The 19,443-nt window shown below is 68.4% G+C and carries 15 protein-coding genes; 3 read left to right on the plus strand and 12 right to left on the minus strand.

The features are described 5' to 3' along the window. Positions 1-176: 176 nt before the first annotated feature. The 7 genes from OSC27_RS05045 to OSC27_RS05075 all read right to left on the minus strand — a co-directional run bounded on the left by OSC27_RS05045 (position 177) and on the right by OSC27_RS05075 (position 10,030). Complete coding sequence (locus OSC27_RS05045; protein ID WP_267180297.1) at positions 177-785, minus strand: HAAS signaling domain-containing protein; 609 nt, start codon at positions 783-785, stop codon at positions 177-179. Beyond that, positions 782-1,120, minus strand: coding sequence for a PadR family transcriptional regulator (locus tag OSC27_RS05050; protein WP_267180298.1), 339 nt, complete (start codon positions 1,118-1,120; stop codon positions 782-784). The genes OSC27_RS05045 and OSC27_RS05050 overlap by 4 nt, the downstream gene beginning before the upstream one ends. Before the next feature lie 78 nt (positions 1,121-1,198). Further along, positions 1,199-1,732 carry a hypothetical protein gene (locus tag OSC27_RS05055; protein WP_267180299.1) on the minus strand — a complete coding sequence of 178 codons (534 nt, stop codon included), beginning with the start codon at positions 1,730-1,732 and terminating at the stop codon, positions 1,199-1,201. Further along, positions 1,725-3,788 (minus strand): excinuclease ABC subunit UvrB, encoded by a 2,064-nt coding sequence (gene uvrB, locus OSC27_RS05060; RefSeq protein ID WP_267180300.1) that lies wholly within the window; start codon positions 3,786-3,788, stop codon positions 1,725-1,727. The genes OSC27_RS05055 and uvrB overlap by 8 nt, the downstream gene beginning before the upstream one ends. Before the next feature lie 10 nt (positions 3,789-3,798). Beyond that, entirely contained in the window at positions 3,799-7,278 is a 3,480-nt protein-coding gene (cydC, locus tag OSC27_RS05065) for a thiol reductant ABC exporter subunit CydC (RefSeq protein ID WP_267180301.1), read from the minus strand. Beyond that, entirely contained in the window at positions 7,275-8,306 is a 1,032-nt protein-coding gene (gene cydB, locus OSC27_RS05070; protein ID WP_267180302.1) for a cytochrome d ubiquinol oxidase subunit II, read from the minus strand. The genes cydC and cydB overlap by 4 nt, the downstream gene beginning before the upstream one ends. A gap of 119 nt (positions 8,307-8,425) precedes the next feature. Continuing rightward, positions 8,426-10,030, minus strand: coding sequence for a cytochrome ubiquinol oxidase subunit I (locus tag OSC27_RS05075; protein ID WP_267180439.1), 1,605 nt, complete (start codon positions 10,028-10,030; stop codon positions 8,426-8,428). A gap of 111 nt (positions 10,031-10,141) precedes the next feature. Between OSC27_RS05075 and OSC27_RS05080 the strand changes: the two genes are divergently transcribed. Continuing rightward, on the plus strand, positions 10,142-10,486 hold the full coding sequence (locus tag OSC27_RS05080) for a BlaI/MecI/CopY family transcriptional regulator (RefSeq protein WP_267180303.1): 345 nt from the start codon (positions 10,142-10,144) through the stop codon (positions 10,484-10,486). An 8-nt stretch (positions 10,487-10,494) separates the two neighbouring features. Continuing rightward, entirely contained in the window at positions 10,495-11,463 is a 969-nt protein-coding gene (locus OSC27_RS05085) for a M56 family metallopeptidase (protein WP_267180304.1), read from the plus strand. A gap of 1 nt (position 11,464) precedes the next feature. Here OSC27_RS05085 and OSC27_RS05090 read toward each other — a convergent pair whose 3' ends face one another. From OSC27_RS05090 to rpsA, 3 genes are all read right to left on the minus strand, one after another. Next, a complete protein-coding gene (locus OSC27_RS05090) occupies positions 11,465-12,028 on the minus strand; it encodes an MOSC domain-containing protein (protein WP_267180305.1) in 564 nt (187 codons plus the stop codon). A 4-nt stretch (positions 12,029-12,032) separates the two neighbouring features. Continuing rightward, positions 12,033-12,659, minus strand: a complete 627-nt coding sequence (gene coaE / locus OSC27_RS05095; protein ID WP_267180306.1) for a dephospho-CoA kinase — start codon at positions 12,657-12,659, stop codon at positions 12,033-12,035. 98 nt (positions 12,660-12,757) lie between these two features. Next, positions 12,758-14,221: a 30S ribosomal protein S1 gene (rpsA, locus tag OSC27_RS05100; protein WP_267180307.1), complete on the minus strand. Its 1,464-nt coding sequence runs from the start codon at positions 14,219-14,221 to the stop codon at positions 12,758-12,760. A gap of 262 nt (positions 14,222-14,483) precedes the next feature. Between rpsA and OSC27_RS05105 the strand changes: the two genes are divergently transcribed. Beyond that, positions 14,484-14,924 carry an OsmC family peroxiredoxin gene (locus OSC27_RS05105; protein ID WP_267180308.1) on the plus strand — a complete coding sequence of 147 codons (441 nt, stop codon included), beginning with the start codon at positions 14,484-14,486 and terminating at the stop codon, positions 14,922-14,924. Between the two features lie 92 nt (positions 14,925-15,016). On the opposite strand, the gene OSC27_RS05110 is transcribed toward OSC27_RS05105, so the two are convergent. Together OSC27_RS05110 and polA are read right to left on the minus strand one after the other, a co-directional pair. Next, positions 15,017-16,690, minus strand: coding sequence for a DUF885 domain-containing protein (locus tag OSC27_RS05110; protein WP_267180309.1), 1,674 nt, complete (start codon positions 16,688-16,690; stop codon positions 15,017-15,019). Between the two features lie 58 nt (positions 16,691-16,748). Next, a complete protein-coding gene (gene polA / locus OSC27_RS05115; protein ID WP_267180310.1) occupies positions 16,749-19,424 on the minus strand; it encodes a DNA polymerase I in 2,676 nt (891 codons plus the stop codon). Positions 19,425-19,443: the final 19 nt, after the last annotated feature.

Raw genomic sequence — 19,443 nt, forward strand, 5'->3', positions numbered from 1 at the left:
CGGCACCGGGGACGGTGGCCTTCCTGGCGGAGGCGGCGGCGTTGCTCACGGTCTCACCGTATCAATCAGGCATGTCCGGCCTTCTCCATTTGGCGCAGGTCGCGCTTGAGGTCGGAGAGTGTGTCCGCAGCGGTCAGCGGGAGATTCTTACCGGCGGCAACTGGCGCCAAGTCTATTCAATGGCGCCCGCCGGCGGCCGATGTTCTCGCCCCTCTTAACGATCGTGCGAGGAATGTGAGCTGGACAAGAAGCGGTATTGCATAGGCAGCGGTGATGAAGAGTAGCGTCCATACGCTGGTCGGGGGCGCAGGGTGCACGGAATAGGCGTCCGCACCAAAGTAGAAATGTCCTTCGCTACGCACCGGTATGCCCAGGAAGAGCCACGCACCAAGCAGCCCGCCGGGCCAGATGAGTGTGCAGGCAATTTTGTTCAAGAGGGTTCGAGACTTGCTGGCCCACAACATGACCAGACCGACGATCCAACCAACTCCAAGGAGAAGGCCACCCACGAGCAGCAGAGTTGTGACAGCTATCTCGTAGAAAATGGAGCTCTTTCGCCTCCATCCACTGGCATTCCTTGAATGCGCCTCCTCTGAAACGGTGAGTGGGTCACCGAGCTTCTGCAGGACTTCTTCCACTGGATGTCCGGAGCTCATCGCAATCGAAATGTGCTCCACCACGCTCTCAACGATCTCCCTCCTGTCCCTCACCGGAAGGTCGAGAAGGTCGGCATCCAACTCGTCGAGATAACGCCGAGCGCGCGAATCGTTGATCGAACTCTTCACCGTCTGTCTCCGTTCAGAATTCCGTTCACCACGGTCCCCAGTTGCTTCCACTCCGCGGCGAATTCACTCAACTCGACGTGTCCAGTGTCGGTCACCTTGTAGTACCGCCGAGGTGGGCCGCTCGTTGACTCACGCCATGTCGTCTCTACGAGACCGGTTCTACGCAATCGGGCGAGCAGAGGGTAGAGCGTTCCTTCGCTGTCGAGTAAGCCGAGTTCATTGAGGTGGCGCGCAAGAATATGGCCGTACCAGTCGCCGTCGCGCAAAATGGCCAAGATGCAGTATTGCAACACCCCCCGGCGCAGATTCACTGCCGTCCGACCATCCGGTTCCATGCGAGACACGGTACCAGTCATGAGGCGAGCGCTCTAGGGGCCGAAGCAACAACCGGCGTAATCGCGCCATGCGTCGGATTAGTGTTTCGTGTGCCGCCAGTGCCGCTCGCGCACACGAACGAGCACGGCGGTGAGAACGCCGGCGAGGGCGACGAACGCCGCCATGATGGCGATCATCGTCGGTGACGAAGAGGCCAACCCCGCTACGAACAGCACGGCGGCGAGCCCTGTCGCGACGAGGCCGCCCGCGCCCGCGATGCCCGCGCGTGCGCCGGCGCTCCTCTCCATCCAGTGATCGAAGATCACGAGGGCGACGAGCGCACCCAGAGCGGCAATGAGTCCGGTCAGCCCGCCGACCATGCTGGCGATCGGCACCAGGTAGAGAGACTGGATCGACCACGATGAATCCGCGAACGAAAACGGGTCGGCCAGGGCGGCACCGTCGAGGATGAAGCACATTACCGTGACGCCGAGCAGGGCGCCGCAGAGGATCGCGGTGACGAACAGAGTTGCGACGAGTTCCAGCACGCTCGTGCGGTTGTCGTTCTCGCGCATGCCGCCATTGATGACCGGCCTCGCGCCGACAACGCGGGGCGGGCCGGCATCAGGCATGGCCGGCCTTCTCCATTTGGCGCAGGTCGCGCTTGAGGTCGCTGAGTTCATCGCGGAGGCGCGCGGCGAGTTCGAACTTCAGCTCGCCCGCCGCGGCGAGCATCTGCTCGTTGAGGTCGGCGATGATCGACTCGAGTTCGTTCGCGCCCTCGGCGGCGATGCCGTGCCGACGCAGGCTCGGCGTCGGCGACTTCTTACTCTTGTCGCGCCCCGCGAGCATCCGCGCCGTGTCGGCGCCCTCTCTGGCGAGCACGTCGGTGATGTCGGCGATGCGTTTGCGCAGCGGTGTCGGGTCGATGCCGTGCTCGGTGTTGTACGCGACCTGCTTCTCGCGGCGCCGGTTCGTCTCGTCGATCGCCTGCCGCATCGAGTCGGTCACGACGTCGGCGTACATGTGCACCTGGCCGGAGACGTTGCGGGCCGCGCGGCCGATGGTCTGGATGAGCGAGGTGGAGGAGCGCAGGAAGCCCTCCTTGTCGGCGTCGAGAATGGCCACAAGCGAGACCTCGGGCAGGTCGAGGCCCTCGCGCAGCAGGTTGATGCCGACGAGCACGTCGTACAGTCCGCTGCGGAGTTCCGTGAGCAGCTCGACACGGCGCAGCGTGTCGACATCCGAATGCAGGTAGCGCACCTTGACGCCCGCCTCGGCAAGGAAGTCGGTGAGCTCCTCCGCCATCTTCTTGGTGAGGGTCGTGACGAGCACCCGCTCGTCACGCTCGGCGCGCAGCCGGATCTCCTCGAGCAGGTCGTCGATCTGGCCCTTCGTTGGCTTCAGCACGATCTCGGGGTCGATGAGGCCGGTGGGGCGGATGATCTGCTCGACGATGCCGTCGGCGATGCCCATCTCGTAGCGGCCCGGCGTGGCCGAGAGGTAGACCGTCTGGCCGATGCGCTGCTTGAATTCCTCCCACTTCAGCGGGCGGTTGTCGAGCGCGCTCGGCAGGCGGAAACCGTGCTCGACGAGCGTGCGCTTGCGGGAGGCGTCGCCCTCGTACATGGCACCGATCTGCGGCACGGTCACGTGCGACTCGTCGATGACGAGCAGGAAGTCGTCTGGGAAGTAGTCGAGCAGGCAGTTCGGCGGCTCACCGGCGCTGCGGCCATCCATGTGCCTCGAGTAGTTCTCGATACCGGAGCAGAACCCGATCTGCTCCATCATCTCGAGGTCGAACGTGGTGCGCATGCGCAGCCGCTGCGCCTCGAGCAGCTTGCCCTCGCGTTCGAGCTCGATGAGGCGCTCGTGCAGCTCGGTCTGGATCGTGCCGATGGCGCGCTGCATGGTGGCGGGGCTCGCCGCATAGTGCGTCGCCGGGAACACCGACACCGCATCCATGGTGGTGATGACCTCACCGGTCAGCGGATGCAGCGCGTAGAGCGCCTCGATCTCGTCGCCGAACATCTCGATGCGAATGGCGTGCTCTTCGTACATCGGGATGATTTCGATGGTGTCGCCGCGCACCCGGAACTTGCCGCGCGAGAAGTCCACGTCGTTGCGCTGGTACTGCATACCCACGAATTGACGGATGAGCGCATCCCGCGGGATGCGCTGGCCCACCTGCAGGGCCGCCATGGCCTCCAGGTACTCCTCGGCGGCGCCGAGGCCGTAGATGCAGGAGACGGTGGAGACGACGATGACGTCGCGGCGGCTGAGCAGCGAGTTGGTCGTGGAGTGCCTCAGCCGCTCCACCTCGGCGTTGACCGACGAATCCTTCTCGATGAACGTATCGGTCTGCGGAACGTACGCCTCTGGCTGGTAGTAGTCGTAGTACGAGACGAAGTACTCCACCGCGTTGTTCGGCATGAGGTCGCGGAACTCGTTGGCGAGCTGTGCGGCGAGCGTCTTGTTGTGCGCGAGCACGAGCGTGGGCCGCTGCACCTGCTCGACGAGCCACGCGGTCGTCGCCGACTTGCCAGTGCCGGTGGCGCCGAGCAGCACCACGTCGGTCTCGCCCGCGTTGATGCGGCCCGCGAGTTCGGCGATGGCCTGTGGCTGGTCGCCGCTCGGGCTGTACTCGCTGACGACCTGGAAGGGGCGCACGGCGCGGGTTGGCTGCATGGATTCCAGTCTAGGCAGCACCCCTGACATTGCCGGCGAGAGCCAGCGATCCCTGCTCGGCCTCTGGCCCGCGGTGCGTCTCATGTGTGCGCGGCTCGCGGCCGAGCTCCACGCGCTCGTCCGTCTCACGCACGTCGTCGGGGTGGTGCGTGACGAGCACGACGATGCGCTCGGCAAGTGCGTTGCGCAGGTCCGCCATGAGCAGGGCGGACGCCTCGTCGTCGAGGTGCGCGGTCGGCTCGTCGATGAGGATGACGTCTGCCGGCGCCAGCAGCGTTCTGGCGACGGCGACGCGCTGCCGCTCCCCGCCCGAGAGCCGGCTGCCAGCAGCGCCGATGGGGGTGTCGAGACCGGCCGGCAGGGAGTCGAGCAGGCGGCCGAGACCGACCCGGCGAAGCGCATCCGTCATCTCGGCCTCGCTCGGTGCGTTCCGCCGCTCTCGCGCGATGAGCAGGTTGCCGCGCAGGGTGGAGTCGAAGAGGTGACCCTCCTGCGGGCACCACGCGATGGCGCGGCGCAGGGCGCGCGGGTCGAGCGCCGCGGCATCCGCCATTCGACCGCCGCCCGTCCCTGACTGCTCGGCGACGCGCAGCAGGTACCGACCCTGCTCGGGGACGAGGTGGCCGAGCAGCATCGTGAGCATGGTGGTCTTGCCGCTGCCGGACGGGCCGGAGACCACGAGCCACTGGCCGCGCCGGGCGCTCGCCGAGACGTCGCGGAAGACGGGGGCATCCGCGCCGGGCCAGCGCGCCGCGACGTCGTCGAGCTCGATCGCCTCGATGCGCGGCAGCGGGCCGTCGAACGCCTCGGTGGCGGATTCTGGCGGCTCGTTCTCGGTGAGCCTCGACACGCGCCCGAGCACCTGCCGCAGCGCGGGCCACTGCTGCACGGCGGCAGTGTGGGCGGTGAGTGGCTCGATGAGCCCGAGCGGCGTCAGCGCGAGAACCGCCACGAGCTCGGGCTCGAGCGTGCCTGCGGCGACCTGCGACACGGTGAGGGGCAGCACGAGAACGGATGCGGCGCAGCACGCCAGCACGATGAGCGCGTCTGCCGCCCCCAACGCCCACGCACTGCGACGCGCGGCACGGGAGGCCTCGGCGTCGGTGGCGGCCAGCGACGCCCGCACGCCGGAGTCGACACCGTTCGGGCGCAGATCGGCGGACGCGGCCAGCAGCGCCGTGAAGCGCCGGGTCACCTCAGAACGCAGGCGCTGGCCGCCTCGTGCCGCGGCGCGATCGGCCCACACCGCGACGGCAGGCGCCCCGACGAGGGCCACCAGGGCGAGCGAGATGAACAGCGGCAGGGTCGCCGACTCGAGCGAGCCGAGCGTCGCCACGACGGCTGCCGTCACCAGCAGGGCCGTCGCGGGCGGCAGCGCCACGCGGATCGCGAGGTCACGCACCTCATCGACGTCGCGCACGAGGCGGTCGATGGCGTTCGTTCCCGTGAGCAGGCGGCGGTCGCTCGAGCCCGCATGCGCGAGGGAGCGCCACAGGCGAACGCGCAGCGTGGTGAGGGCCTGGAACACCGCGTCGTGGCTGACGAGCCGCTCCAGGTACCGCAGCACCCCGCGCCCGATGCCGAAGAACCGCACGCCCACGATCGCCACGAGCAGGTACATGATGGGCGGGTGCTCGCTCGCGCGCACGATGAGCCAGCCCGACAGCGCCGTCAGCGTGATCGCGAACGCCACCGCGAGGGCGCCGAGCACGCTCGCCAGCGCGAGACGGGCGGCGACGGGCCCGAGGAACGCGGCAAGCTCTCGGTACGGATGCTCGGGGCCCGCCTCGCGCTCGCGCACTCTCGTCGGGCGGCTCGTGGCGGCATCCCGCTCTCCCGGGCGCGTCTCGTCGGCGGCCGCGACCGTGCGCGGGGCGCCCGCGCCCACCCGCACGACGCGGTCGGCAAGCGCCTGCACCGCCGGATCGTGCGAGGCGACGACGACGGTCGCCCGGTCCCGCAGGCGGCCGATGGCCTGCACGAGAACGGCAGCGCTCGCGGCGTCGAGGTGCGCGGTCGGTTCGTCGAGCAGCACGACGCCCGCGCCCGCCTCGACGCGCATGACGGCCCGCGCGAACGCGAGCCGGCGCAGCTCCCCCGGGCTCAGCTCGGCCGGATCGGACTCGGCGACCTCGCGCAGCCCGAGCGAGCCGAGCAGGCACCACGCGAGCGACTCGGCGTGCGGCACGCCGTCGCCGTAAGTCAGCAACTCGCCGAGGGCGGTGTCGGCCACGGGGTGCGGATGCTGCGGCAGCCACGCGAGGCCACGCGCGCCGATGCGGTGAACCGACCCGCTGACGCGCACACCGTCCCCGTCGGCGAGCGAGCCCGTGAGCACGCCGAGCACGGTGGACTTGCCGGCGCCGCTCGCCCCGGCGAGCAGCGTGATCGAGCCCGGTTCCGCGTCGAACGAGAGGCCCTCGACGGCCGACGCGCGCCGCCCGTCGTAGCGCACCGTGAGATCGCGCACGCGCACGGTCGAGCCGTCATGGCCAGCCGCGGTCTCGCCGCGAGCCGAGCCCGTGCCGATCGCGTTCGCCCGCGGTCGGCGGGCCTTCTCGATCACGGCCCGCACCCGGCCGAGCGCCTCCGTTCCCTCCTGCGAGGCGTGGAACGCGCTGCCGATGTCGCGAAGCGGCGTGAAGCACTCGGGCGCGAGCAGCAGCGCGAGCAGGCCGACCTCGAGCGGCATAGTGCCGGCGACGAGCCGCACGCCGATTGTCACGGCCACGACGGCGACCGAGAGCGTGGCGATGAGTTCGAGCGCAAGCGAGGAGAGGAAGGCGGTGCGCAGCGTGGCAACCGTCTTGGCGCGGTGATCCTCGGAGATGCGGCGCAGCGCCCTCGACTGCTCCCCCGCGCGCCCCAGGCCGACGAGCACCGGCAACCCCCGCGCCAGCTCGACCAGGTGGTCGCTCAGTCGGCCGAGGGCGTCGGTCGCCTCCGCCACGCGCGCCTGCGTGTGCATGCCGATGAGCGCCATGAACGCGGGAACGAGCGGAATGGTGAGCACGATGATGAGCGCGCTCAGCCAGTCGGCGAACAGGATGCGCGCCCCCACGATCGCGGGAACCGTCGCCGCGTCGATCAGCGCCGGTAGGAACACCGTGACGTACTTGTCGAGCTCGTCGAGCCCGCGCGTGCCCAGCGTCGACAGCGCCCCGATGCGGCCCTCGGGACGTTCGACGGCGACCTCGGCGAGCTCCGCGCGCAGCCGTTCCTTCGCACCGAGCAGCGCGCGCTGTGCGCACACGCGGTGCACCCACGTGGCAGCACCCCGGGTGACGGCGGCCGCGAGACCCCAGCCGAGCGCCTGGTGCCAGCCATCCGTGCCGTGGATGACGGCGACGATGCCGGAGGCAACGGCGCTCGCCGCCACGACGAGCGCGAGCGCCCGGATGGTGGAGACGAGAGACAGCAGGAGCAGTGCCGGCCTGCCGAGGGCGTTCAGGCCGGCGAGCGGAGCGGGGCCGCGTCGCAGCGCGCTCATGCCCGGCGCACCGCCGCTTCGATGATGTGCGGCGCAGGAATGTGCGCCCCGGAGATGCGCTTGCGGAAGACCCAGTACGTCCACGCCTGGTACGCGATCACGAGCGGCACACCGAAGCACGCCACGACCGACATGACGCCGAGCGAGTACGACGAGCTCGAGGCGTTCGACACCGTGAGGTCCCAGGCGTGGTTCAGTGTCGAGGGCAGTACGACCGGGTAGCACGCGGCGAAGATCGAGGCGGCCCCGGCCACGAGGAACACGCCGAGGCCGAGGAACGCACGCCCCTCCCGCCCGGCTCGGTTCGCGAACCAGGCGAAGACGGCGGCGGCCGCGGCGATGGGCACGAGCGCCCACGTCACGGGGGTGCCTTCGCGCACCTGCACCGCGAGCACCCACACCACGAGCGGGATCAGCGCGAACGGCAGGGCGACGGCCACGAAGCGACGGGCGGCGTAGCGCACGTCGCCATCCGTCTTCAGGGCAAGGAACGCGGCGGCCTGCACGAGGCAGAAACCCACGACCGCGAGCCCGCCGACGATGGCGTACGGGCTGAACCAGGCGAACGCGCCGCCCACGCGGTCGCCGTTGGCGTCGAGCGGCAGGCCTGTCGTCGTGAGGGCGAGCGCGGCGCCCACCCCGAACGCGGCCACGAGCGAGCCGAGGCCGAGGGCGAGATCCCAGCCGCGCAGCCAGCGCGTCGAGACGCCCTTGCCGCGGTACTCGATGGCCACCGCGCGGAAGATGAGCCCAAGCAGCACGAGCACGAGCGGAATGTACAGGCTCGAGAACAGCGAGGCGTACCACATGGGGAACGCCGCGAACGTGGCGCCGCCCGCCGTGATGAGCCACACCTCGTTGCCGTCCCAGACGGGCCCGATGGCGTTCAGCATGACGCGTTTCTGGTTCTCGCTCTTCGCCGAGAACAGCAGGTGCATGCCGACGCCGAGGTCGAAGCCCTCGAGAAAGAGGTAGCCGATCCAGAGCATCGCGATGATGATGAACCAGAGGGTGGGCAGAAAGTCCATGTCACGCTCCTTGTGTGCGTTTCATTGGGGGTTGTGCGGTGCGGTTGTGCGGTGCGGTTGCACGGTGCGGTTGTGTAGTGCGGTGCGGTCGTGCAGTGAGGGTGCGCAGCGGATGCGCGTCAATACGCGAACGCCAGCACATCGTCGGCGGCTCCCGACGGTCCATCGGGGCCGTTCTCGTCGTCGCCGGGCCCGCGTGAGCCGCCCCGCGTGCTCGCGGCCCCGAGTTCCGGCACCGCACTCGCGACGCCACCCCGCACGTACTTCACGAGGAGCCTCAGCTCGAACACCATGAGCAGGGCGTAGACCGCGCCGAGGCTGACGAGCGAGAACAGGATCTCGCCGAAGCTGACGCCGGGCGAGACCGCCGCGGCCGTGAACATGAACACGCCGTCGACGCCGGAGGGGTTTGGCGCGACCACGAAGGGTTGCCTGCCCATCTCGGTGAAGATCCAGCCCGCCGAGTTCGCGGCGAACGGCGCGGTGATGCCGATGACGGCGAGCACCATGAGCGACTTGCGCTCTGGCACGGTGCCCTTGCGCGTGAGCCAGAGGGCGACGGCGGCGGCGAAAGCGGCGAGGGCGCCGAAGCCGATCATGATGCGGAAGCCCCAGTATGTAACCTCCATGATCGGCACGTAGTCGATCGCCTCCCCTGCCCGATCGCCGTAGATGGCCTTGTTCGGCAGGTGCGTGCCGTACATCTTCTGGTATTCGGGCAGAAGCTGGTTCACGCCCTTGACGGGAGTCGAGAAGTCGCCGTGCGCCAGGAACGAGAGCAGCCCCGGGATCTCGATGACCCCCGTGACGTCCGAGCAGTCCCTGGAGCCCGGGTTGCCGATCGAGAGCACCGAAAAGTCCGTTCCGGTGTGGCAGGCGGCCTCGGCGGCGGCCATCTTCATCGGCTGCTGCTCGAACATGAGCTTGCCCTGCACGTCTCCCGTGATCGCGACGCCGGCGAAGGCGAACACCGCCACGACCGCGCCGATGCGCAGCGAGCTGAGCCACACGCGGTGATCCTCGCGGTCGCGACCACGGATCTCCGGCGCCTCGCCGACGATCACGTGACCGGTCGCATCCACGGTGTCGATACCGTCGCGCCGACGCTGCCACAGGTGGTACCAGGCGATGCCGAGCAGGAACGCGCCGGCCACGCCGAGCGAGCCGAAGATGGTGTGCGTGAACGCCGCGACGGCGGTGTTGTTGGTCAGCACCGCCCAGATGTCGGTCATCACGGGGCGACCGTCGTGCAGCTCGACCCCGACCGGGTGCTGCATCCACGAGTTGGCGGTGATGATGAAGTACGCCGACAGCGTGGAACCGACGACGGCGACCCACAGGCACGCGAGGTGGATGCGCTTGGGCAGTTTGCCCCATCCGAAGATCCACAGCCCTAAGAACGTCGACTCGATGAAGAAGGCGAGCAGCGACTCCATCGCGAGCGGGGCGCCGAAGACGTCGCCGACGAACCTGCTGTACTCGCTCCACGCCAGGCCGAACTGGAACTCCTGCACGAGGCCGGTCGCCACCCCGATGATGAAGTTGATGAGGTAGAGCTTTCCCCAGAACTTCGTCATGCGGTAATAGCGGTCGTCGCCCGTGACGTGCCAGCGGTGCTGCATGAACGCCACGACGGGGCCGAGGCCGATCGTCAGCGGCACCATCCAGAAGTGGTAGACGGTGACGATGCCGAACTGCCACCGCGCGATCAGCAGCGGGTCCAGATCCATCGCGTGCACGGTGCCTCCGATCGGGAAACCTCTTCTACGATGCGTAGAACTCTTCAGTTCTACCACGTGTAGAAGTTAGATTTCTACTTCATGTAGAATCGATGCATGGCGACCCTCGGAGACCTCGAACGCTCGGTCATGGATGTGCTCTGGGACCGGGATGCGGCGCTGAGCGCCAACGACCTGCGTGACGCGCTGAGCGCGCAGCTCGCGGCGACGACTGTGCTCACGGTGCTCTCGCGCCTGGAGAACAAGGGCTTCGTCACCCGCGACCGCGACTCGAGGCCGCACCTCTACCGAGCGGCCACCACGCGCGCCGACCACATGGCCGAGCTCATGCACGAGGTGCTTGGCACCGCCCCCGATCGTGAGGCGGTTCTCGCCCGGTTTGTCGGCCAGGTGGCTCCCGGTGAGGCGGCCGCGCTGAGGCGCCTGCTCGACGGCAAGTAACCGGCGCCGTGCTGCTCACGTCCTTCGCGCTGGCGGCGCTCGCGATCGCGCTGGCGTGGCCCGTGCCGATCCTGCTGGCGCGGGCGTCCTGGCCGGACCGCGCCCCGGGAACCGCGCTCGTGATCTGGCAGTCGATCGCGCTGGCCGGCGGGCTCTCGATGATCGGCGCCATGCTCACGTTCGGTCTCGTGCCGTTCGGCGACAATCTCGTTGCGGGCCTGCACCGCTTCGGCCTCTCGCTGGCGAACGCCACTCTGCCGCCGGGGGCGATGTTCCTGCAGATGTTCGCGCTGAGCGGCGCGGTGCTGCTCAGCATCCATCTGCTGCTGAGCCTCGTGACCACGTTCGTGCGAACAGAGCGGCTGCGGCGCAGGCACCGGGCGCTCGTCACGCTGCTGAGCAACCCGATGCCCTCGCAGCCGGGAACGCGCCTCATCGAGCACGCGGCCCCGGTGGCATACTGCCTGCCCGGCACGACGCGCTCGGTCACGGTGCTCTCGGCCGGGCTCGTGAGCCTGCTCGACGACGCGCAATTGCGTGCCGTCATCGCGCACGAACGTGCGCACGCTCTCCAACGGCACCACCTGGTGCTGCTGTCGTTCCGTGCCTGGCGCGGGGCGCTGCCGTGGTTTCCGATCGCCACGCGCGCGCAGGGTGCGGTCGCCCTGCTCGTCGAGATGCTTGCCGACGATCACGCCAGGCGAGAGGTCACGGATGCCACGCTCGGGCAGTCCATTGCGCTCGTGGCATCGACGGCGGGCGACGGGGCGACGACGGCGGGGGACGGCGAGCTGCCCGCGGGTTTCGATCCGCTCGATCCCCTCGCGGCGGCGGGGCCGACGGCCACCCGGCGTATCGCGCGGCTGAGCGCCGGATCGCGCGGGCTCTCGGCGCCGGCCCGGGCTCTCGCGTTCGCGTTCGCCGCGGGTCTGCTCGCGATTCCGACCGTGCTGCTCGTCTGGCCGGCCCTGGTCTGAATCAGACGGGCTGCAACGGCTCGTGCGCCCCCTCGGGCAGCTCGACGCCGATCATGTCGCCCGCATGCACGACTCCCCCGGCGAGCACCACGGCCATCACGCCCGCCTTGCGCACGACGGTGCCGTCCGGCATCCGCAGAACCATCTCGTTCATGAGCGCCGGCGCGATTCCATTGATCTGATGGCACGGGTTGCGCAAGCCCGTGACGCGCACGCGGGCCTGGTGGCCGAGGCGCAGCACGGTGCCGACGGGCAGGCCGAGAAGGTCGAGCCCGCTGGTGGTGACGTTCTCGCCCATCTCCCCCGCGCGCACCGTGAACCCGCGCTCGGCGACCTCGTCGAAGAGCTCCGAGTGGATGAGGTGCACCTGGCGCAGGTTCGGTTCGGACGGGTTGCGCGCCACGCGCGAGAGATGCTGCACGGTGACGCCGGCGTGCGCGTCCCCCTCGACGCCCCAGCCCTCGACGAGCCGAATGGAGTCGAGTGCCGGCTTGCTGAACCGATGCTGATCGTCGCGGCTCACGGAGACGATGCGGGGCGCGTGAACCGTGCGAGAGTCGCTCATGCGCTCATTCTTGCGCTGCCGGCGACCCCGGCGCGAATCGGCGCCGCCACAGCTCGTCGACCTGGCGCAGCGTCTCGTTGAGGGTGCCATTCGCGTCGATCACCTCGTCGGCCACCGCGAGGCGCTCGGCATCGCTCGCCTGTGCGTCGAGACGACGCTCGGCCTCCTCGCGGGAAAGTCCGCGCAGCTCGACGAGGCGGCGAATGCGCTCCTCGCGGTCGGCGTGCACGACAACGACCCGGTCGAAGTGCAGCGGGCGATCCCCGCTCGCCTCGACCAGCAGCGGCACGTCGTACACGACGACGACATCCGGGTCGCTAGCGAAGGCCTCGGCGAACCGCTCCTTTGCCAGCCGCCAGACCGCGGGATGCGTGATCGCGTTCAGGTCGCGCAGGCTCTGCTCATCGCCGAAGACGATGGCCCCGAGAGCCGGCCGGTTCAGCAGGCCATCCGTGTCGATGACCCCGGGCCCGAACCGTCGCGCGATCTGGGCCAGCGCGGGCGTTCCCGGCTCGACGACCTCGCGGGCGAGCCGGTCGGCGTCGACGAGAACGGCTCCGTGCTCGACGAGCCTCGCGGCGACCGTCGACTTGCCCGAAGCGATTCCTCCTGTGAGCGCGACCACCGGCATCCGCCCATGTTATCGGCCCAGGCGACGAGAAGCAGAGCGGATGCACGAAGCGGCCGGCCCCCTGACGGGAGCCGGCCGCTTCGTGTGCGGTGCGGTGCTTAGCGGTTGCTCGAGAGCTTCTCGCGCAGCGCGGCGAGCGACTCGTCGTCGGCAAGCGTTCCGCCGCCGGCGGTCTCGCTCGTGAACGACGACGACGCGGAACCGGTCGAGGCGGCGGCGCCAGAGGCGGCCTCCTCTTCCAGACCCTTCGCGACCTGCTTCTTGTGGGCCTCCCAGCGAGCCTGAGCGGCAGCGTAGTCCTGCTCCCACTTCTCGCGCTCGGTGTCGAAGCCTTCCTTCCACTCGTTCGTCTCGGGGTCGAAGCCCTCCGGGTACTTGTAGTTGCCGGCCTCGTCGTACTCCGTGAGCATGCCGTACAGCGCCGGGTCGAACTCGGTGCCCTCGGGGTCGACGCCTTCGTTCGCCTGCTTCAGCGAGAGCGAGATGCGGCGACGCTCGAGGTCGATGTCGATGATCTTGACGAAGACCTCTTCGCCGACCGACACGACCTGCTCGGCGAGCTCGACGTGCTTCGATGACAGCTCGGAGATGTGCACGAGGCCCTCGATGCCGTCTGCGACGCGAACGAACGCGCCGAACGGAACGAGCTTGGTGACCTTGCCCGGTGCGACCTGGCCGATCGCGTGCGTGCGGGCGAACACCTGCCACGGGTCTTCCTGCGTCGCCTTGAGCGACAGGGAGACGCGCTCGCGGTCGAGGTCGACCTCGAGGATCTCGACGGTGACCTCCTGGCCGACCTCCACGACCTCTGAGGCGTGCTCGATGTGCTTCCAGCTGAGCTCGGAGACGTGCACCAGACCGTCGACGCCGCCGAGGTCGACGAACGCGCCGAAGTTGACGATGGACGAGACGACGCCCTTGCGCACCTGACCCTTGTGCAGGTTGTTGAGGAACGAGGTGCGGCTGGCCGACTGCGTCTCTTCGAGGAGCGCGCGGCGTGAGAGCACGACGTTGTTGCGGTTCTTGTCGAGCTCGAGGATCTTCGCCTCGATCTCCTGGCCCAGGTACGGGGTCAGGTCGCGCACGCGGCGCAACTCGATGAGCGAGGCGGGCAGGAAGCCGCGCAGGCCGATGTCGACGATCAGGCCGCCCTTGACGACCTCGATGACCGTACCGGTGACCACACCGTCGGCCTCCTTGATCTTCTCCACATCGCCCCAGGCGCGCTCGTACTGCGCGCGCTTCTTGGAGAGGATGAGGCGGCCTTCTTTGTCTTCCTTCTGCAGGACGAGCGCCTCGACGGTGTCGCCGACGTTCACGACCTCACTCGGGTCGACGTCGTGCTTGATGGAAAGCTCGCGCGAGGGGATGACACCCTCGGTCTTGTAGCCGACGTCGAGGAGGACCTCGTCGCGGTCGATCTTCACCACGGTGCCAGAGATGAGGTCACCGTCATTGAAGAACTTCAGAGTTTTTTCGACCGCGGCTAGAAAGTCTTCAGCAGAGCCGATGTCGTTGATCGCGACCTGCTTGGTCTGCTTGTCGGTCGTTGCGGTTGTCATAGAGATGTGTGCTCCAGGATGGACATGTATCGGGCCTCTCGCGAGCAGGCTGCATATGCGGCCGGCGAGTTCTTTTCTTGTGTTTTCCGCGAAGAGGCAGGCGGATAGGACGTCACAGACGTGACGTTCAATCCTAGCGGAATCCTACGAGGTGCGTCCACCGCACTCGACCGGCGCCAGATCCGTCGCCCACTGCTACTTTTAGAGGACAGGCATCAATTCTTTTGCCGCGACCGCAGAGAAGTCAGAAAGAGGGCATCACATGAGCATCGCCGATCGCACTGCCGAGACCGTCTGGGAGGGCAACCTCGCCTCCGGCAACGGCACCATCACCTCCGGCAGTGGAGCACTCACCCTGCCGGTCACCTGGGCCTCGCGCACCGAGCAGCCGGGCGGCAAGACCAGCCCGGAGGAACTCGCCGCCGCCGCGCACTCCTCCTGCTACTCGATGGCGCTGAGCATGCGCCTCGGCGAGAACAAGCTGCAGGCCACGCGTGTAAGCGTTTCGTCGACCGTCACTCTCGACGCGGTCGACGGCGTGCCGACCATCGTGTCATCCGCGCTCACGGTCACGGCCGTCGTGCCGGGAGTCGACGAGGCGACCTTCCAGAAGGTCGTCGACGAGGCATCCGCTCTGTGCCCGGTCTCGCGTCTTTTCGCGGGCGCGAAGATCACGGTTGACGCCACCCTCGAATCCGAGTAGCGCAGCCGTTCCGAGAGCGTGAAGCGGATGCGGCCGGGCCCCACTGACGTGGAGCCCGGCCGTTCCGCGCTTAACCGTGCGTCTCGCAGGCCCTAGTCGAGCAGCGCCGAGCGCAGCGTGTCGAGCCCGACGCCGCCGATGTTCAGCGCCTTCGAGTGGAACGCCTTGATGTCGAAGTCGGCGCCCTCGCGGCGCTTGTACTCGTCTCGCAGCTGTTCCCAGATGCGCTGGCCGATCTTGTACGACGGCGCCTGTCCGGGCCAGCCGAGGTAGCGGTTGACCTCGAAGCGCACGAACGGCTCGTTCATGTTCACGTTGCGGCCGAGGAACCCGAACGCGTACTCACCACTCCACGTGCCGGAACCGTCTGGCAGCGGCTTGCCGAGGTGCACGCCGATGTCGAGCACGACACGAGCCGCGCGCATCCGCTGGCCATCGAGCATGCCGAGCCGGTCGGCCGGATCGTCGAGGTAGCCGAGCTGTTCCATGAGCCTCTCGGCATACAACGCCCAGCCCTCCGCGTGGCCGGAGGTGCCGGCCGTGCGGCGCCAGGTGTTCAGGGTGGCCTTGTTGTACGTCGCCTGCCCGATCTGCAGGTGGTGGCCCGGAACGCCCTCGTGGTACACGGTGGTCAGCTCGCGCCACGTGTCGAACTCGGTGACGCCTTCTGGCACGCTCCACCACATGCGGCCGGCGCGCGAGAAGTCGTCGGTCGGGCCTGTGTAGTAGATGCCGCCTTCCTGGGTGGGCGCGATCATGCACTCCAGGCGCCTGACCTCGTCGGGAATGTCGAAGTGCGAGCGCGAGAGCTCGTCGACGGCGCGGTCGCTCGTCTCCTGCATCCAGCGCTGCAGGGCGTCGGTGCCGTGCAGCTTGCGCGACGGGTCGGCTTCGAGGAACGCGATGGCCTCGGCGACGGATGCGCCCGGCTTGATCTCGCGGGCGATCGTCTCCTGCTCGGCCGTCATGCGCGCGAGCTCGTCGATCCCCCACTCGTACGTCTCGTCGAGATCGACCGTGGCGCCGAGGAACGAGCGGGAGGCGAGCTGGTAGATCTCGCGACCTACCGCATCCGCCTCGGGAGCATGTGGCGCGAGCTCGTCGGCGAGGAACCCCGCCAGCTCGTCGTATGCCGCCGCAGATTCACGTGCGCCGGCGGCCAGGTCGTCGGTAAGCGACGCGGGCAGGGCCTCGCCGCGCGCCGTCGCCTGCTTCACGAGTTGGAAGAAGAACCCGGTCTCGGCAACCTGCTTGCGCGCCTGCGTGATGTTCTCGCGCACCTGCCGGATGGCGGGAACGTTGCCCGCGCCGATCCCGCTGCGCAGGGTCTCGATGTACCCGCGCATCGCCTGCGGCAGGTTGTGCATGCGCGTCGCGATGTTCGCCCAGTCGTTCTCGGTGTCGGTGGGTACGAGGTCGAAGATGTCGCGCAGGCCCTGCACGGGCGAAGCGATCACGTTGAGGTCGCGCTGCGCGAATCCGGCCTCGTGCTTCTCGACGGCCAACTCGAGCTCGCGGGTGAGGTCGAGCTTCGTGATGCGGTCGACCTCGTCGACGGGCTCGGCGGCACGGATCTTCGCGAGCGCCTGCCGTTCTGCGGCCACCTGGCGTTCGGCGCCGGCGGGCGAATAGTCGGCGTACTCGCCCTCGTGGCCCTCTCTGCCGAGGTAGACGCGGTATTCGGGGTTGAGATCCAGTTCTGTATCGACCCACTCCTCGGCGATCGTGTCGATGGGGGTGGGTGTGCGCGGCTCTGCGTGTGTCATGTGTTCGAGCTTAAAGGCGAACGCCGCTCATCGAGTAGCGCAGCGTATCGAGATCCCGTCAGTGCGCGGCGGCATCCCAGTTGCGGCCACGACCCACCTGAACGTCGAGCGGAACGCTGAGCTCGGCGGCCCCGGACATGCGCGCGGTCACGATCTGCTCGAGAGCGTCCCACTCCCCCGCTGCGACCTCGAAGATGAGCTCGTCGTGCACCTGCAGCAGCATGCGTGAGCGCAGCTCGCCCGCCGCGATGTCTCGTGCGATGCCGAGCATGGCGATCTTCATGATGTCGGCCGCCGAGCCCTGGATGGGCGCGTTGAGCGCGGCGCGTTCGGCGTTGTCACGCAGCACGCGGTTGGTGCTGTTGAGGTCGGCGAAGGGGCGCCTGCGGCCGAAGATGGTCTCGGTGTAGCCGTCGATGCGTGCCTGCTCCACCACGTTGCGCAGGTAGTCGCGCACCGCCCCGAAGCGGGCGAAGTAGTCGGTCATGAGCTGCTTTGCCTCGCTCGATTCGATGCGCAGCTGCTTCGAAAGGCCGAACGCGCTGAGCCCGTAGGCCAGCCCGTACGACATGGCTTTGACCTTCGAGCGCATGGCGGGCGTCACGTCTGCCGGCTCGACGCCGAAGATGCGCGCGCCGACGAAACGGTGCAGGTCTTCGCCGGCGTTGAACGCCTCGATGAGGCCGGCGTCGCCCGAGAGGTGCGCCATGATGCGCATCTCGATCTGCGAGTAGTCGGCGGTGAGCAGGGTCTCGTATTCCGGTGCCGACATGAAGGCCGAGCGGATGCGCCGGCCCTCGTCGGTGCGCACGGGGATGTTCTGCAGGTTCGGGTCGTTCGACGAGATGCGCCCCGTCGTCGTGCCGGTCTGGTCGTACGTGGTGTGGATGCGCCCGTCGCCCTCCACCGAGCGCTCGAGCGTCTCAATGATCTGCTTGAGCTTCGTGGCGTCGCGATGCTGCAGCAGCAGCCCGAGGAAGGGGTGCGGGTTCTTCTCCTGCAGATCGGCCAGCGCCGCGGCATCCGTGGAAAAGCCGGTCTTGGTCGAGCGGGTCTTGGGCATGCCGAGCTCGTCGAAGAGCACCTGCTGCAGTTGCTTGGGCGAGCCGAGGTTGACCTCGTGCCCGATCTCGGCGAACGCGCTCGCTGCGAAGGCGTCGGCCTGTGCCGTGAGCTCTTGCCTCAGGGCCGCCAGGACGGGCTGGTCGATGGCGACGCCGTCGAGTTCCATTCTGGCGAGCACCGACACCAGCGGAAGCTCGATCTCGTCGAGCACGCGCCGGGACCCGGCGTCGATGGCGAGTGCCTGGCTGTCGGCGAGGCGCAGCACGTACCATGCCTCGGTGGCAGGGCCGATCGCATCGTCGGCCGGCACCAGCTGGTTGGGGTCGGCGACCGGCAGCGTCTCGCCCAGAATCTCGTACACCTGCTCGGCGAGCGACTTCGGCACCGTGCCCGGCCTGATGAGCCAGCCCGCGAGCCGGGTGTCGAAGGCGAGACCCGAGAAGCGGATGCCTGCCCGGCTCAGCGCCTTCAGCTGCGGCTTTGCGTAGTACATGTGCTTCGGCGCGTCCGAGGCGAGCCAGGCCTCGAGCGCCGTGTAATCCGGCCGGCCGGGAGCCCACGGGACATAGGCGGAGTCGTCGTCGGTGGCGAGGCCGAATCCCGTGACGCCGCCAGGTCCGTGCTCGACCTGCAGGCCCAACGCTCGGGTGCCGGCAGCGCTCACGCGCTCGATCCAATTCGCGAGCTCCTCGTCGATCAGCGTGCGAACGACGGGAACCTCGGGCCCGACCTCCTCTGACACCGTCTCGTCGACGATCTGCCCGTCGAGACCGCCGTCTTCTGCCGCGGCCTTCAGCAGCCGCTCGAGCAGCGTCTTGAACTGCAGCCGGCCGAAGATCTCGCGGATGGCCTGCTCGTTAATGGGCTTGCGCGCGAGGTCGGCCGGGCCGACCGGCAGCTCGACGTCGTTGACGAGCCGGTTGAGCCGGCGGTTGCGGATGGCGTTCTCCTTCTGCTCGCGCAGCTTCTCGCCGACGACGCCGGTGATCTCGTCGGCGTGCGCCAGCACCTCGTCGAGGCTGCCGTACTTCGTGATCCACTTGACGGCCGTCTTCTCGCCGACCTTGTCAATGCCGATGAGGTTGTCGCTGGTCTCGCCCACGAGCGCCGCGATGTCGGGGTATTGGTGGGGTGCGATTCCATAGCGCTCGAAGACGGTCTGCGGGTCGTAGCGCTTGAGTTCGGAGACCCCACGCGCGTTCGGGTACAGCACCGTCACGTCGTCGTTCACCAGCTGCAGCGAATCGCGGTCACCGGAGACGACGAAGACCCTGAAACCCTGCTCGGCACCCTGCCTGGCGAGGGTGGCGAGAATGTCGTCGGCCTCGTAATCCTCTTTCGTGACCGTGACGATGTTCATGGCATGCAGCGCCTCTTCGAGAAGCGGCACCTGGCCGACGAATTCCGGCGGGGTCTCGCCGCGCGTGCCCTTGTACTCGGGGTAGTCGCGCGTGCGGAACGAGTAGCGCGAGATGTCGAAGGCCACCGCGATGTGGGTGGGCTTCTCGTTCTTCAGCAGGTTGATGAGCATCGCGATGAAGCCATGGATGGCGTTCGTGTGCTGGCCCTCGCGGTTGACGAAACTGTCGATGGGAAGCGCGTAGAACGCCCGGAATGCGAGCGAATGGCCGTCGATGACGAGGAGGGTAGGCTTTTCGGAGTCCGACACGTAGGCCAGCCTACAAGCG

The organism is Microbacterium sp. STN6, from assembly GCF_026410545.1.
Classification (GTDB): Bacteria; Actinomycetota; Actinomycetes; order Actinomycetales; family Microbacteriaceae; genus Root112D2.

Bases quoted from the DNA above. Each gene is read 5' to 3' on its own strand.
- OSC27_RS05080 (WP_267180303.1), top strand. From the start codon at position 10,142: ATGGCGACCCTCGGAGACCTCGAACGCTCGGTCATGGATGTGCTCTGG.
- uvrB (WP_267180300.1), bottom strand. From the start codon at position 3,788: ATGCAGCCAACCCGCGCCGTGCGCCCCTTCCAGGTCGTCAGCGAGTAC.
- rpsA (WP_267180307.1), bottom strand. From the start codon at position 14,221: ATGACAACCGCAACGACCGACAAGCAGACCAAGCAGGTCGCGATCAAC.
- OSC27_RS05105 (WP_267180308.1), top strand. From the start codon at position 14,484: ATGAGCATCGCCGATCGCACTGCCGAGACCGTCTGGGAGGGCAACCTC.
- OSC27_RS05110 (WP_267180309.1), bottom strand. From the start codon at position 16,690: ATGACACACGCAGAGCCGCGCACACCCACCCCCATCGACACGATCGCC.
- coaE (WP_267180306.1), bottom strand. From the start codon at position 12,659: ATGCCGGTGGTCGCGCTCACAGGAGGAATCGCTTCGGGCAAGTCGACG.
- cydB (WP_267180302.1), bottom strand. From the start codon at position 8,306: ATGGACTTTCTGCCCACCCTCTGGTTCATCATCATCGCGATGCTCTGG.
- OSC27_RS05090 (WP_267180305.1), bottom strand. From the start codon at position 12,028: ATGAGCGACTCTCGCACGGTTCACGCGCCCCGCATCGTCTCCGTGAGC.
- OSC27_RS05055 (WP_267180299.1), bottom strand. From the start codon at position 1,732: ATGCCTGATGCCGGCCCGCCCCGCGTTGTCGGCGCGAGGCCGGTCATC.
- cydC (WP_267180301.1), bottom strand. From the start codon at position 7,278: ATGAGCGCGCTGCGACGCGGCCCCGCTCCGCTCGCCGGCCTGAACGCC.
- OSC27_RS05050 (WP_267180298.1), bottom strand. From the start codon at position 1,120: ATGGAACCGGATGGTCGGACGGCAGTGAATCTGCGCCGGGGGGTGTTG.